A 14,200-nucleotide genomic window follows, 5' to 3' on the forward strand; every position below is an offset into this window, starting at 1 on the left:
GATCTAATTCAGTTCATCTTCTGTTACACGTACGTATACGTGTACGTACGTGTAACTCATTTTAAGGAGATGAGTAGAATTCTCTTGTTGGTTCCGCTCTCATCAATATTTTAGTGCAGCTATCACTTCTCTTGATTACCTAGAGATCAGTTAACTAGTGGTAATCCTTATAACTTCTATAGCGACCACAGTTGCTATATGAACCTTGCTATATTGTTATGAATTTACTAAGCAATGACGTCGCGATATGACCCTTTGAACTGCTCGATCGTTTACTCTGCAAACATTCATAATCGTATCGTCCATGAACAAACTCAGCTCATGGGACTATCCGTATGATAATGATCTAATTTAGTTCATCTCTAATTACACGTACGTACACGTATACGTATACGTGTACGTACGTGTAATTTATTTCAAGGACATCAGTAGAATCCTCCTCGTTGATTCTGTTTTCAACAATTTTGCTTAGAGCTGCTATCACTTCCCCTAAACTACCTAGAGGACAGTTAACTATTGGGAGCTTATATCCTTCCCCTATAGCGTCCTCAGATACTATTTTAACCATACGAATTGACTAGTAATGATTTGACGATATACCTTTTAAATGTTTGACATCAGTTAAAACCAAAAAGCAAACCGCCGAATGAGCGTGTTTGCTTTTTCGAAAAAATGTTATTCGCACTGAAGTACCGAGCAGAGAAAATGGCGGTAGCTGTTACCACAAACTCTCCTACCTACATTTCTCAAATCAAAAAAATGAAACATATGAAGCACTTGGGCATTTATAATATAGCTTTGTTCTACGATGAACATCTTAAGAATAAACAGTTTCTCTAGCGATTTTCTCTTCCTTTATTTTTTTCATGATAATATCTGCTATCTTTTCACTCGTCGTCCCATCACCATACGGATTTTTTGCACCACTCATTTTTTCATAAGCGGCAGGATTAGTGAGAAGTTCTTTGAGCTCTTTGTATACTACCGACTCATCTGTGCCACACAGTTTAAGCGTACCGGCTTCTACACCTTCTGGACGTTCTGTATTATTCCGAGCCACCAAAACAGGCTTACCAAGCGCGGGAGCCTCCTCCTGAATACCACCGGAATCCGTGAGAATTAAATAGGCTTCCTTCATAAGGTGAGCAAACACCTCATAATCCAGTGGTTCAACTAAGTGAGTGCGTCCATTTAAATTCAAATGTTTAGCAATCTCATCACGAACGACAGGGTTCTTATGTACTGGGAAAACAATTTGCACATCCTCATGTTCTACGAGAATGCGATTAATTGCGCTATATACTCCTTTAAGCTGAGCGAGATTCTCTCTACGATGTGTAGTCATCAGAATAGTACGTTTCCCTGATTCCATAATAGATTTTAGCGGCTCCTCAAAAGCGAATTCTTTACTTGTAACTTGTAGAAGAGCATCGATAACTGAATTTCCTACAACATAGATATTTTCAGGCCTGATATTTTCCCTAAGCAAAGCTTCACGATTGGTTTCTGTTGCAGCGAAGTGGTGTGTCGTAATCCGACCCACCAGCTGTCTATTGGCTTCTTCAGGGAAGGGGGAATAAATATCCTCGGTACGTAGTCCAGCCTCTACATGCCCTACAGGGATTTGTCTTTGGAACGCTGCAAATGCTCCCGCGAAGGTAGTAGCTGTATCACCATGTACAAGAACCAAATCAGGATTCGTTTCTTCTAAAACTTTTGTAATTTCAACCAGCATTTTTGAAGTGAGTTCAATCAGCGTCTGACGGTCCTTCATCAGATTCAAATCAAAGTCAGGTTTAATTTCAAACAATTCTAATACTTGGTCCAACATTTCCCGGTGTTGAGCGGTGTTTAAAAAGATACACTCAACATCTTCTCTGCTCATTAGTTCCTTTACTACTGGTGCCATCTTAATTCCTTCAGGTCTAGTGCCAAAAATAGTCATTACTTTCACTGGAATTCTCCTCCTCAGAGCTACTTCTCATCAATGTATAGAACACTAATGATCTATACATTAATTCTACACTAATCCAACAACCATAAATTTAAAATATAGCAAATATTTTTAAAAAAAGGGTTCTGGTTGAAATCACCCGCCCTTCTCTCCTATATATTCACTTAAACAAGACCTCTAACTACAGCAAGCTTTCTCTAATCTGCCAACCATCCGATAGTCTGGTGATTAAAGGAGTCTCCTTTTAGGATACTATTTTATCCCCTAAATATTGATCAATACTTTGTATTTTGTCTGAACAGCTGTGAAATCGCTTGTGTGGTCATGTTCGATCTATCAATCTAGTACACGTATACGTATACGTGTACGTACGTGTGATTTATTGTAAAATAAAAGAACCCGCCCCGTAGGACCGGCTCCACTTTAGTCTTCTTCATATTTATAATGACTAAGTTCTTCAAGTAATTGCTTGAAACCCGATGGACTAAGTGTTACTGTACCGTGACCAAAAGCAAACGTATGATTTGATTTAGTGGATTCCCCCGTTACTATACAAGGTTCAAGGTTATCATACTTCTCTAGTATAATTCTCTCACCATCACTGTACACTTCAAGCATTTGTTTTTCTCCCAAGTGGAATTCATTACGAATCTGCTTAGGAAGTACTATTCTCCCTATATCATCAAGACTCCGAATATACTTTTTTTGCAAATGATCAACCCCTGCCCTTAGTCAGATTCTATTTATGTTAGTTTTAATCTGGTTGATTTTCTGCTTCAGCTCCTTCACCTCTTTTTCATCACCCTTGTCTTGAGCAGTATCTAAAGAGTTATTCAAATCTTTAATTTTTTGGCTGCTTGATTCAAATTGACTCACTTTTTTTATCATTTTTGAGTCATCCCCGGCTAATTCTCGAGCTTCTTCAAGGAGTCCTGACCAAAGATAGGAAACTAACAGCTGATATTTTCTTCTTTCTGCAAGTTCACTATCTGTTAAATCGATATCACTTGCTAGACTAATTACCGTATCGTATTTAGCTGTCATATAGGCAACCTCATAGTTAATCGGGGCATATGCTGGGAATCGTGACTGTAGCTCCTTTAGTTGCTTTATCTCTTTTTTCTCTATCATTTTCTTTACAACCATATCAATATCGGCCTGACTTGGGTCCAACTGCAAAATCTTATAATACTGTCCTTCTTTTTCGTATAACTGAACTAATTGCTTCCTTTCTGTATCAGCTAAGTGTTCAAAACCCGCTGTCTCAAGTATGGTTATAGCAGCTGCATTTTCACCGTTTATTACTTTACGGTAAACATCAGCAACCTCATCTGAGCTTAGAATCGATTTTTCTTCTTTCTCAACTTGAGAATTGTACAACGCTGAAGCATTTACATTTGGATCGGTAGGGGAGAGTATGTTCACTGTAAGTAGAACAGCAGCTACTCCGGCGGATCCTAAGAAAAAATATTTTGAATTGAAGAAACCTTGTTTTTCTTCATGATTGGCCTGCTTCTTTGGATTTGAATTTTCTTTAGTTCGTAGACCACGGTTTGGCTTCTCAACAAAATCAGATATAGTTGCAGCTGTTAATTTGCCGGCAGCTTTAGCTTTTCTAATCTCTCTACGTCTTTCAAAGAACTTCATTTGCTTTAAGCTCTCTTCATATTCAAGGCGGATCTCTTCCTGGCGTTCTATATTTACAATGGTCTCTTCCAAAACACGCTCGATTTCCTGAACTGAATCGGCTCTAAGAACCTGTTCAGCAAACCGAATGACCATATCCCTTTGGTCAATAAAGTCGGTCAGCCGCGGCTTACCTAAAACCCGGAAAAGCGTGGTTAAAGATAACAAGATTACCTCTTTGAGTCCATCAAGCGTTGGAGGAATATTGTAAAGACTATGACCACTAAATTCAAAGACTAAAGCCTTTACTTTACTATCTGTTAGATCTACAAAAAGGTTATTTTTATCCCACAGAATTGCTGTATTATGATTGTTTTTAGCCAGCTCAATGAAAGAACGGAAATAATAAACTTGGTCTTCAAAATATAATTGACGCAAATAATAAAATGATTTCATATTCTCTAGATAATAAGTAAACACAAGCCTGTTAGTTACAAGCGTTATATCATGTGCAAACAGGTAGTGGCTGTAAACAGCCAGGGACGTCCCTTTTTGTTTATATACCATTTCCAGTTCATCAAGGCTATCAAAGTCCGTGTACGTCAGCGGTATACTGTAGTGAACTTCGTTACCAATGACTTCAATTTCACCATATTTATTAATGGTTGACTGCATTTAACTCTCACTCCTTTCACTGTATTTTAAGATCATTTTTAAGTTTCTCTGCGTTGTAAGGGTCAACTTCCTCCTGATCCTTCTTTTCAAGGTCTGGTCCTCCTATAAAAAAACCATCTTTTAAAATTTGTACTTGGCCCTCATTAGTTTTCACAAAATGTATCTTATACAACTTAGGATCGTTCGTATCTTTACCTGGAAATACATAAGACATGGGAATTATTAATTCACTAACGTTTATATTTTCATAGTAAATTTCCTCTGCTTCTTCAATAAATAACTTAAACCTTGAAGCGCTAAGTTCTAAAACATCTTTATCATTTCTCTGTGATCCGCTTACTTGAGCAATACGAGATTGACGATGGACAGAAATAGTAGCCTTGATTTTTTCAGACATTTCCGTTTGTAATTTATCAAAATCTGCGGTTGTACGAGCTGTTCTTCCATGGAATTCAGTAAGCGCAGCAACGTATTGTTGTGCCATTTTCTTCGCTTGATCAATGTCCTCATTCTTAAATACCGCTTCTCTTTCAGGTTCTTCTATCTGTTTAACCGGTTTCTGAACCTGTTTTTCGGCACCTGGTGGAACTGTAGATGGTGTGTTTTCTTCTTTACCGCATCCAGACAAAACAATCATCAATGCAGCTGCCAATAAGATAAGTTTTTTCATCCATTAAACCCTCCTTTTATCTGCGTTTCATAACCATCATTTTAACTGCAGTCTTTGCACCTGAAGACACAGATCGAGCTGATCCAGTGCTGAATCCCCATTGTCCTAACAGTCCTGGAAGTGTCATTGAAAGAATAAAGAATGCTGAGCCTAGGAACAAATGATACGTATCCCCAAAATATTCAGGTGGTATAAGGAATTGATTTAGGCCGACTGCTATTGATATCAGCTGCAAAGCTAATGTGATAAACGCAATGATGAAGTTTTTAAGCCAGAAGTCAAAAAAGTTGTAAGTATCATTTATTTTAGTTGCAATTGCGATGGGGCCGGCGATGTATAAAACAGCCACAAAGGCCGTGCGATAAAATAGCTGTAACATTAAAACGATTAGCAGAACGCCAATAATTAAAATGACGACTATTGAAAATAAACCTGGGCCCATTAAAATATTGCTGATCATATTGATAATCATGTTGTCACTACTTATCGTATTAATTATTTCTTTCATCAATAGCTCCTGTGCATGTAAGATCCATTCAATAATTGAATCATACACAAACAAAAAGAACGCACTGACAACAAGAGATACTATCTTTTCGTTCCATACCGCTGCGCTGTCCTCCGCGTCAGCCATCCGTAAACTCACAATTTTTGCGGCATTAAAGGCAATGAATATCGCAAGTACGATCTTGGATAGAGCAAAGATTCCGTCTTTATATGCTTCATAGGATGGGTTACCAATTACATCTGTTGGAGAGATAATTGTCTTTTTCATCAGATCCTTGATAAAGTCCATAGCGGAAATCCCCGAATCTAAAGCTATCTTATATACGTGACAAGAAACATCAAACCGTCCGCAGCTTACTGTACGTTCAACCGGATCATATTTCTTTATAAAATCTTTATAACTTTCAGGAGCGTTTTCAAAAAACGATTCGTGCAGTTCGTAATAGTCTCCTTCATCTGCGAAGCAAATTGATGAAAATAATAACGAGGTTAAAGTTAATAGTAGTACGAAACTTACTAACCATTTCGTTTTCACCGTCCTGACCTCCAAATAAAGAAAATTAGGAAAAGGACAACAAAAACAGCAACACTCCACCTTAATGTGATTTGATATCTTAGTTCTCTAAGTTCATCTTCTGTCATGTCCGTCTTATATTCTAAATAAAAGTCTCGCTTCGCTTTTTCGACCGGCTTCTCATATATTTTGACTAAAAGCACGAAAAGCTTATCCAGGACAATAAGTGTCTTCTGAGAGAATTTTAGCAACTTTGCCTTATGGCCAGGAGACAGCTTCATTCTGCTCCCCTCGCCTTCGTCGCATTTTCCAAAGCTTCTTTTGCTTGTCTTCTCAGTTCATCATCGCGGGTATCGCCTTGAAGTGAAATAACTACATCATCTGCTTTCCATATTCCATCCTCTTTCATCCATACGGAGTGAATAAAGAATGTCTGAATATAATCATCTGCCGGGCTAGTGGAGCCGCCCATTTCATACTGCATGCGTACAGTAGCATAAGACTCTGCCTGATCATCACGATCCTTTACCTTTTTTGTAAATAGCTGTTTTACTTCAACATCTGAGAGTCCCGCATCTTCAGACATGTGTGTATCTTCATAATCCTTTTCCCGGTTATCTTGCCTTGCAAAAAGCTCGGCTGCAGCTGCTGTTAAAAATTCCTGGTGTTTACCCTTTGCATATGCACGTACAAAGTCTTCAGAGCGCTGATTTAGCGTTTCCATATCTTGAAATGCTGCGATCGTTTGCCGTGCTCTATTCAGCTCTGTAAATAGTTTCAATCCCCAACCAAGTGATACTGCAAGGCTTATACCTAAGAGGAGCTTAATAAAACCGTTTTTCATTTGTATTCATCCTCTCTGCCCGTAGATTCATCAGCTTCACTGTGCAGATCAGACTCTTCCTTACGGCTTCCGATGTTTTGGAGGAAAGGCCATGGATCTTCTCTTGTACCGTATATATCGCCTGTTTGAATTTCAAAGTGCAGATGGGGGCCGGTCACTCGTCCCGTTTTCCCACATGTTCCTATCTGCTCACCCTTAATTACATTTTGATTAAGCCGGACAGATACAGCGGTTAAATGCCCGTATAAGGTAAAGCGGTTCCCGTGGTTTATGATGATGTGATGCCCATAGTTGCCGCCGCCTGATTTCACGGCTACTGCAATCGTGCCGCTATCTACAGCATAGATCGGATCCCCGATACTACACGCAAGGTCTGTCCCTTGATGCATAGTAGAGGGCTTCCCCGTTACGGGATGTGTCCGCATGCCATAGGATGAGGTCACGATTAAAGGAGGAGCAGTAGGGTAGGCGTAGTCTCCGGATGCTATCTGATCGCAGTTTGCCGATAACCCCCCAAATGAGTTTACGATACGGGTCACAGTAGGTATCCAGTGTGTATTGAGGTTATTAGGGTCGTTCTTTGCACCGACTGGGGCATATTTGTTTCCGATTTGCTCTATTGTTACGAGTCCTTGTGATATATATAGACGCTGTAAATTTGCCGCCATAAACTGTATACCTTCATCCAAGCTTGCAAAGGTCATAAGACCTCTTCCGTCCGCTCTCATGAGGCCGCCAGGGTTGTTCTTATTTACTACGGCAGGAGATTTTCCGTACGTGGTTTCATGCATAGCGATGGACATGAGCAGTACCGGATCAATGCCGCTAGTTGTAGCAGATTCAATAAATACATTTTGTTTCCCCGTAAATACCCCAAGATCGGCAAATTTATTATTGATATATTCCATGTTAAGTTCCCCAGGGGTACAGAGCAGCGGTCCAGATCCTCCAGGGCCTGATCCACCGCTATTGTCATCTACAATAGCATTCATAATCGCAGCTATTATGGCTACTATCCCGGCTAAAAGAAAAAATACTGCGATATAGTACCTAGCCTTATAAATCAGCGCTTCTTTCAGCAGCTCCTTCATTACCCGATCACTTCGCTCAGCGGCTTTCGCTCAAACCATAACTGCTTCTCAACATCAGTGAGCACAACTTGCAGTCTGATTTTTTTAGAACCTACAAAGTATAGACCCTTTCCTGCTTCTTCTTCTTTTCGTCCTTCAACGACTGTAATAGCGGTCTTTTCTTCTTCGCTAAACTGCATATTCATTTCCCGCTCCAAGAAATCCACTTCCGTATCAGCCATAGGCAGATAAAACCGCTGCGTTGCTTGGTTGATAACGGCTTCCCCGTAGTTACGCTGCTCATCTTTAGCCGATAAAAAGTCTTTAATAGACTGACTAGCAGGGGTAATACCGCAGTTAAAAGAGCGCAGCATTTTCATCGCTGTGTACAGATATTCCATAGCAAGCGGTACCTTCGGATCGGCAATAATGTGGGCTTCATCGATATATAGCTGTGACTCTGACTTATCGCCGTTAACGACCTCATACTGAATATGTGACAAAAGCAAAAAGTAAACGACACGCTGCAGTTTAGGTTTGTGTTGTAGCTCTAAAATATCAAAATCACAAAGCGGGTTCGTGATATCCACGTTTGTGTGTCCGTTAAGAATTTTTGCGAAAAGTCCTTCAGCGTACGCATACAAAATGGTATGGAAATCAGTGATTTTGCTGAACTCTTCTTCGCCGCTTTCTTTTTTCTCTGCAAGGAAATCATATAGATCTCGCATGATGGGAAAATCAGTGTTCTTGAGCTTACCGATGTCCGTTTTCTCGTTGATATTAAATTTCTTGTACAGCTCGATCAGGTATTTAGATAAGATGTCTTCTTGCAAGTCATTCATATCTGGATACATGAGCTTAAACATCGTTAATAAGGTGCTGATCTTAGCAAGCAGCGGGTTTCCTTCCGACAATCCTTGCCTTTCCATCTCTTGCTGAGCTTCTGCGCTAATCACTGGTATATCAAACGGGTTAATTATACTGCCACCATTAAAACTGAACTTCACCCATTCGCCGCCAAGACTTTTGTAAATAGCTCCAAATTCACCTTTTGGGTCAATCGTCCGTATGATGCTCCCAAGCATCCATTTGCGCATCATATTAGCAAAGAGCGTACTTGTTTTACCGGTTCCGCTCATTCCGATTAAAAACTCATGTTTATTGTGGAGCTTCGTATCATCTACGATTACAACATTTCCGGTAGTGATATTACGCCCCTTAATGATCCCGTGTTGATCAAAAATTTCGTTCTCATGAAAAGGAAAAAAGAAGCTTACGGCTTCCGCATTCATCGGCCGGTAGGTTAGGTCGTAGACCTTATTGTGACCGATAGGTAAAAAGCTATCGAATGCATCTTTTAGCTTCATCATTGGCGTTACTGTCTTTGCAAAAGGACCAACTACAGACTTTACGAGCTGAGTTAATCTCTCCAGCTGCTTTAGATCGGCTGCTACAATATGAATCAGCATTTGGAACATATACATCCGCTCGTTCTTATAGCTCAGCTGGTTCAGTGTCATCCGGGCGCTATCAATCTGCGCTTCTGCTTCCGCCTTTCCTGCATCATTTACATACTTAGAATCTGCCTTTTGTCTGTTCTGCCTAATACTTTCAGATAGCTGCTTTCTTACTTCCCCTGAATCATATTCCGTTAAAAACTGGACAACGCTGATATTCTCGCTTAGGTCGTTCAGGTTCATAATGTGCTCCTGGTTCAAAATAGCGCTATACTCGGCCGCTACCAGAGTACGGGTAAAGTTAGCTCCAGAGCGCACAAAAGACTCTTCCTCTTCGATAGAATCAGGTGACAACAAATTCAGTATATTTTCACTAAAGCCAATGTAAGAAGACTCGAGCGTTTCTTTTTTCTTTTTGGAGAAGATACCCATGAGTTGCTCTCCTTTCTTTACATGATATGATTCGCTTTCATTTGCTTCCAGCTTCCGCTCATTTCTTCATATGTCCGCTCACCCACCGTAAGTGGCGAGAAGAGCGCTGTTTTAAAGCTGAAATTGACCTGAGCATTTTCATAGTCGATGCATGCAAACATGAGATGAAACAGTTCCTCATTGTCTAAAATTTTTGTTTTCAGTTCATAGCGTCCACCAAGCATATTCTCAATTTGAGAGCTTACAATTTTAACGTCTCTTTCAAGTTCACTAAGCACTCTCTTTCGGTTTGCATTCGTAAATGGACGTGCTAATATAACGTACCTATTTCGTGAGACCATGTTTTTACTCTTCTGTATATCATCGATATAATTCAGGTAACTCTTAGTAAGGATCGTCTTCGCATGAGATTCTTCTTTCGCTGTTTTCTCCTCGATAAAACTGCCGTAATTCGTAAGGTTAATTGGCTGGGCAATTTGGCTGACCTGAAGAGGTAACATGCTCCTTGGTAAATCATTCAAAAAGGTCTCATAGGCTTGAAAGATCTTCGTTTTTTCCTTTTTATTAAGCAGCGATAAGTTCACACTTGAAACACGAATCACCTTTACGAACCGGTTATCAGTTGTTTCATAGCACTCGGAGTAGATATTTTTTATGCCAAGCTGTTCACGTATATCTTTGACCGCATTCTTTTTTTGTTTACTGCTCATGAGATCACCTTTCGTATAGACAAATATTTTTTGTCTTTTATTGAACTGAATTCTCCATATCACCCGGTGAGTAAAGAAGTTTATGTTTTTACGGTCTGGATGGTGGATCGTCAGGATCAGTAAAAATGTACCCCAAGGTGACAAACAAATGAGAAGTAGCTGTGCACTAAACGAGTAACCTAACTGAGTGAGATACCAGAGGGCCAAAAATCCGATAGCCATAAGCGGCAGTGAGATAAGTAAATCCCGGTACTTGATTGAGGAGAGAATATACTTCTTCGTATCAACATTAAGAGGAAGTTCAATTTTTCCTTCCTCCCTCAGGCGGTCCCTGCGCTCTACCGCTGACTGATGATCAAACATCATAAAATCAGCCCCTTAGCCTCCAAGATTGGTTTGGAAATAGGCAACAACCTGTTTTGCTAATAAGAAGACAACCAGCCCAGTTACACAAGTAATCAGTCCTTTTTTAAATCTTGGCTGATTCTCTTCTCCACCGAACGCTGCAAGTAAACCGCACACGAGAATACCAATAGAAAAAAGCGTAATGAACGTCTTAGTGATATCACCAAACAGTGTATTGAATAACCCTTGCAAAGACTCAAACATCCACCATTCCTCCCTTATCATTTGCAATTTCCCTTCTAATAGGAATTTTACTAGACTTCTTCTAACAGCGATATTAGTCAAACCTCCCATGAGAAACTAGCTCAATATTACCAAATACTTCCTTATTTTGAATCTGATTAGACTTTTTTCGATTAATTTAGGGATAAAAATAAGGGACCACCTTTTATAAAAGGTGATCCCTTATGTCGATATATTACTGATTATCTGCTCTGCTACTAAATTCAAATAAAATCGGTAGGTTCTATTAGTGCTTTTTGCCTTGTTTTTAAGTTCACTTTTCACATTTTCACTCAGAAGTAAATTCAAATGAGCCTTTTCGCTTATTACATAAGCGCAAGTTTTTATTTCCTCATTCAATATATAATGGGAAAAAAGAGAGCTCACTGTCATCGCGTTTTTCTCACAGTAAGATATAATCTTATCTTTTGTTGCTTTATCAATTGTAATCTCAATATGACCTTTGGACTTCATCCCTTCATCTAGCTCATTTTGTTCCAGACTAAATTTATCGCGGTTATTCAGGAAGTAGTCTGAAATAAGTAGCCCAAAGAACACACGCCTTGAATATCCGTGTCTATCAATATCTTCTATTTTTATTTGTACCTGCTCACTGATCGTGGTCGCTGTAGAAACAGTCGTAGTGATGTCACTTGCCAGCGAATCGATGAATCTTTTATCATACACATTTTTTAATATCTCAACTAATGCCAAGGAGATTATATTTCGTTTACTTGTTCCCATCTTATTAGCAGCTAAAGAAATGATCACACCTGCATCCTTATTCAGTGCTAGATTCAGTTTGGGACTAGCCAAATTATCCCCCCTTAATTTAATTGGAAAATATTGTTTATTTATCTAAGATATCATCCAGTTCATTAGTAATCAATCAAGTTTGTCCTGTAATTATATTGTTGTTATTATCGATAGGTACGTACACATGATCAATTGCTTTATTAATGATGGGTAAATAAAAAAATAAAACCAAGAAGGCTTTTTCGGTAAATTGCTAATTAGCAGAAGATTTCTCAGTACTCCTGTGATCTACAACGCATAGTCTTTTTTATTTCACCTGAATTGTGGCCAAAAGGACGGTTCTACGCTCACAAACATGCGAAGTAAGGGATAATTTCCTAATCTTAATTTGTTATATTTATGATAAACTGTAGGTTATATGGAGGTGTAAATATGATTCAACAACATGTGCCTCATTATTTTCTTAATCAAGTTGTATCTGAATTAGGAGAACCGTGTGAAGCGATATATAACGAATTAAAAGAAGGAAATATACGAGAGTTCCTTAAAGACATTATCTCGACAGAATTCACGCCTGCAAATACAAAAGAAATACGGCGTAGTACTAATAAATTAGCTCAAGCTACAAAGAAGAGATGGTACAAAACTTTAGCAGATAGTGTTAAGAAGACAAAAAAATCAAAAAAAACGGAAATATTAAAAGAGATTGCATTACTTGAATCTTTAATTGATATGTATGGTTTCTCTGAATTTAAGAAGCTGCATAACGTAGAAACCATGGATGAACTAATCAAGAAAAGATTAGATGAAGTTGCTAAATGGTGTAGTGATAAGGAATCAAGGCTTATGGATTACAAATACATAAGAGATAAAACTCCTACACAAATAAAGAAAGCACTTCGGTATGATGCGATTATTGCAATTGCTGATGTCCTTATAAAGAACTTTGATGGAAATTTAAATAAAATCATTATCGACCAGCCTTTAAAATATGCTGATCACCCGGTTGGAAATACAAGTCTAACCAAGATGAAATTAACGGATAAGAGTGTCCTTATTGATAATAAACTGCATTACATTAGTGAATATCGTCCTGGCGAAGATTATTCTCTTCATACATTAGTAAGCCAAGAACTTCTTAGCGAAGAGAAAATACTAAGGTCTATAGATAATACAGATTTAGAGATTTTTCGCTCCGTAATATCCCTACGGGACAATAAACAGTTTTTTGAGAACCGAAAAGTGTATGTTACGATTGGCGACTTAGTTAGAGCAACCTATGGATCCGATAACAAAAAAAACTATAATGCTGTTAAAGAGCGACTTATGAAGATGGCTAACGTAACTTTCAATGTCATTGAGCCGAATAGGACATTAGTGTTTGGTATATTTGATCGCTTGGATATTCAGCCACTTGGTAATGGTGAAATTGCAGAGATCACAATTAATGAAGAAATACATCAGAACTATGTAAAAGGGCAGGTAATACGAGCTTATAGCGATAGACTCGCTTCATTTCAAAATAAAGCTTCGCAGACACTAATTTTCCCTTTACAAAAAGAACGTTTCCTTTGTTACTTTAGACAGACGGGATACTCTGCAACCTTTGATTACACTTACTTCATTCATAAAGTTCAATTCCGAAGTAAACGAAAAGATGTAAACCTAGCCCTGATAGAGCAATGTTTACAGGACTTTGTCACCCAAAAGGTAACCGTAGAGTCTTATGAACGTAAACGAGATTCGTTTCTCATCAATTTCTTCCCTGTGGAAACCTATGAAGTGGAAGACTTACTAGGGAACCAGCAATTAACTCATTTTATTGAAGAAGTTCCCGAACAAATTAATTTAAAGTAAATATAGACGTTTCATAAAGAGAGCTAGCTTGTAATGGCTCTCTTTTTTCTCTTCCAATTTTCCGCTCTTTTTTATCATCCTCTACACTGCATAATACTTACCCATTTCTTAATACATAAATTTAATGATTAAAGACAAAAAAATTCAGCCAATTTTCCGCTCTTTTATAAAAACTAGGCCAAAGCTCCGCTCCTTTTATATAATATCAGCCAAAGCTCCGCTCCTTTTAAAAACTCAGCCAATTTTCCGCTCTTTTTTCTTCAATTCGATGCTTTTTGCTATATATATTAAAATATTTTACGGAATTCTCATTTATAACATGAGCCAGAAAGGACTATAAAAATAAAAAACTCTTCCAAAATTCCGCTCTTTTTGTTATTCACGCTACTCTCTAGTGATCTTAAGTCTATTTTCAATAGTGTATCTCATTTTTTCAGCCAATTTTCCGCTCTTTTTTTCCTAAAAAAAATTTAATTAAGTTTATAATACAAAGAACCCTTG

The 14,200-nt window shown here is 38.4% G+C and carries 12 protein-coding genes; 1 reads left to right on the top strand and 11 read right to left on the bottom strand.

What is annotated here, in order from left to right; all coding sequences use genetic code 11:
* Positions 1 to 817: 817 nt before the first annotated feature.
* From wecB to GQY27_RS19205, 11 genes are all read right to left on the bottom strand, one after another.
* Positions 818 to 1,945: a non-hydrolyzing UDP-N-acetylglucosamine 2-epimerase gene (gene wecB / locus GQY27_RS19155; protein WP_160036887.1), complete on the bottom strand. Its 1,128-nt coding sequence runs from the start codon at positions 1,943 to 1,945 to the stop codon at positions 818 to 820.
* A 432-nt stretch (positions 1,946 to 2,377) separates the two neighbouring features.
* Positions 2,378 to 2,665, bottom strand: a complete 288-nt coding sequence (locus GQY27_RS19160; protein ID WP_160036863.1) for an AbrB/MazE/SpoVT family DNA-binding domain-containing protein — start codon at positions 2,663 to 2,665, stop codon at positions 2,378 to 2,380.
* 21 nt (positions 2,666 to 2,686) lie between these two features.
* Positions 2,687 to 4,255, bottom strand: coding sequence for a hypothetical protein (locus GQY27_RS19165; RefSeq protein WP_160036864.1), 1,569 nt, complete (start codon positions 4,253 to 4,255; stop codon positions 2,687 to 2,689).
* Between the two features lie 16 nt (positions 4,256 to 4,271).
* The gene (locus tag GQY27_RS19170; RefSeq protein ID WP_160036865.1) at positions 4,272 to 4,925 is read right to left on the bottom strand and encodes a hypothetical protein; all 654 of its coding nucleotides are present in this window, start codon (positions 4,923 to 4,925) and stop codon (positions 4,272 to 4,274) included.
* Between the two features lie 16 nt (positions 4,926 to 4,941).
* Entirely contained in the window at positions 4,942 to 5,967 is a 1,026-nt protein-coding gene (locus GQY27_RS19175; RefSeq protein ID WP_160036866.1) for a conjugal transfer protein TrbL family protein, read from the bottom strand.
* Positions 5,968 to 6,223: 256 nt separating this feature from the next.
* Positions 6,224 to 6,790, bottom strand: a complete 567-nt coding sequence (locus GQY27_RS19180) for a hypothetical protein (protein WP_160036867.1) — start codon at positions 6,788 to 6,790, stop codon at positions 6,224 to 6,226.
* Positions 6,787 to 7,881 (bottom strand): peptidoglycan DD-metalloendopeptidase family protein, encoded by a 1,095-nt coding sequence (locus GQY27_RS19185; protein ID WP_160036868.1) that lies wholly within the window; start codon positions 7,879 to 7,881, stop codon positions 6,787 to 6,789. Before GQY27_RS19185 ends, GQY27_RS19180 begins: the two co-directional genes overlap by 4 nt.
* Positions 7,881 to 9,749 carry a VirB4 family type IV secretion system protein gene (locus GQY27_RS19190; RefSeq protein ID WP_160036869.1) on the bottom strand — a complete coding sequence of 623 codons (1,869 nt, stop codon included), beginning with the start codon at positions 9,747 to 9,749 and terminating at the stop codon, positions 7,881 to 7,883. The genes GQY27_RS19185 and GQY27_RS19190 overlap by 1 nt, the downstream gene beginning before the upstream one ends.
* Positions 9,750 to 9,766: 17 nt before the next feature.
* Entirely contained in the window at positions 9,767 to 10,825 is a 1,059-nt protein-coding gene (locus GQY27_RS19195) for a TraC-like domain-containing protein (protein ID WP_160036870.1), read from the bottom strand.
* A gap of 12 nt (positions 10,826 to 10,837) precedes the next feature.
* Positions 10,838 to 11,068, bottom strand: coding sequence for a TrbC/VirB2 family protein (locus tag GQY27_RS19200; RefSeq protein WP_160036871.1), 231 nt, complete (start codon positions 11,066 to 11,068; stop codon positions 10,838 to 10,840).
* 201 nt (positions 11,069 to 11,269) lie between these two features.
* Positions 11,270 to 11,902, bottom strand: coding sequence for a hypothetical protein (locus GQY27_RS19205; protein WP_160036872.1), 633 nt, complete (start codon positions 11,900 to 11,902; stop codon positions 11,270 to 11,272).
* A 372-nt stretch (positions 11,903 to 12,274) separates the two neighbouring features.
* On the opposite strand from GQY27_RS19205, the gene GQY27_RS19210 reads away from it, so the two are divergent.
* Positions 12,275 to 13,699 carry a hypothetical protein gene (locus GQY27_RS19210; RefSeq protein WP_160036873.1) on the top strand — a complete coding sequence of 475 codons (1,425 nt, stop codon included), beginning with the start codon at positions 12,275 to 12,277 and terminating at the stop codon, positions 13,697 to 13,699.
* Positions 13,700 to 14,200: the final 501 nt, after the last annotated feature.

The organism is Paenibacillus sp. An7, assembly GCF_009870785.1.
GTDB lineage: Bacteria > Bacillota > Bacilli > Paenibacillales > Paenibacillaceae > Paenibacillus.

What these genes read in the sequence shown, in the direction of transcription:
- wecB (WP_160036887.1), bottom strand. Translation starts at nt 1,945, where the DNA reads ATGACTATTTTTGGCACTAGACCTGAAGGAATTAAGATGGCACCAGTA.
- GQY27_RS19165 (WP_160036864.1), bottom strand. Translation starts at nt 4,255, where the DNA reads ATGCAGTCAACCATTAATAAATATGGTGAAATTGAAGTCATTGGTAAC.
- GQY27_RS19170 (WP_160036865.1), bottom strand. Translation starts at nt 4,925, where the DNA reads ATGAAAAAACTTATCTTATTGGCAGCTGCATTGATGATTGTTTTGTCT.
- GQY27_RS19180 (WP_160036867.1), bottom strand. Translation starts at nt 6,790, where the DNA reads ATGAAAAACGGTTTTATTAAGCTCCTCTTAGGTATAAGCCTTGCAGTA.
- GQY27_RS19185 (WP_160036868.1), bottom strand. Translation starts at nt 7,881, where the DNA reads ATGAAGGAGCTGCTGAAAGAAGCGCTGATTTATAAGGCTAGGTACTAT.
- GQY27_RS19190 (WP_160036869.1), bottom strand. Translation starts at nt 9,749, where the DNA reads ATGGGTATCTTCTCCAAAAAGAAAAAAGAAACGCTCGAGTCTTCTTAC.
- GQY27_RS19195 (WP_160036870.1), bottom strand. Translation starts at nt 10,825, where the DNA reads ATGATGTTTGATCATCAGTCAGCGGTAGAGCGCAGGGACCGCCTGAGG.
- GQY27_RS19200 (WP_160036871.1), bottom strand. Translation starts at nt 11,068, where the DNA reads ATGTTTGAGTCTTTGCAAGGGTTATTCAATACACTGTTTGGTGATATC.
- GQY27_RS19210 (WP_160036873.1), top strand. Translation starts at nt 12,275, where the DNA reads ATGATTCAACAACATGTGCCTCATTATTTTCTTAATCAAGTTGTATCT.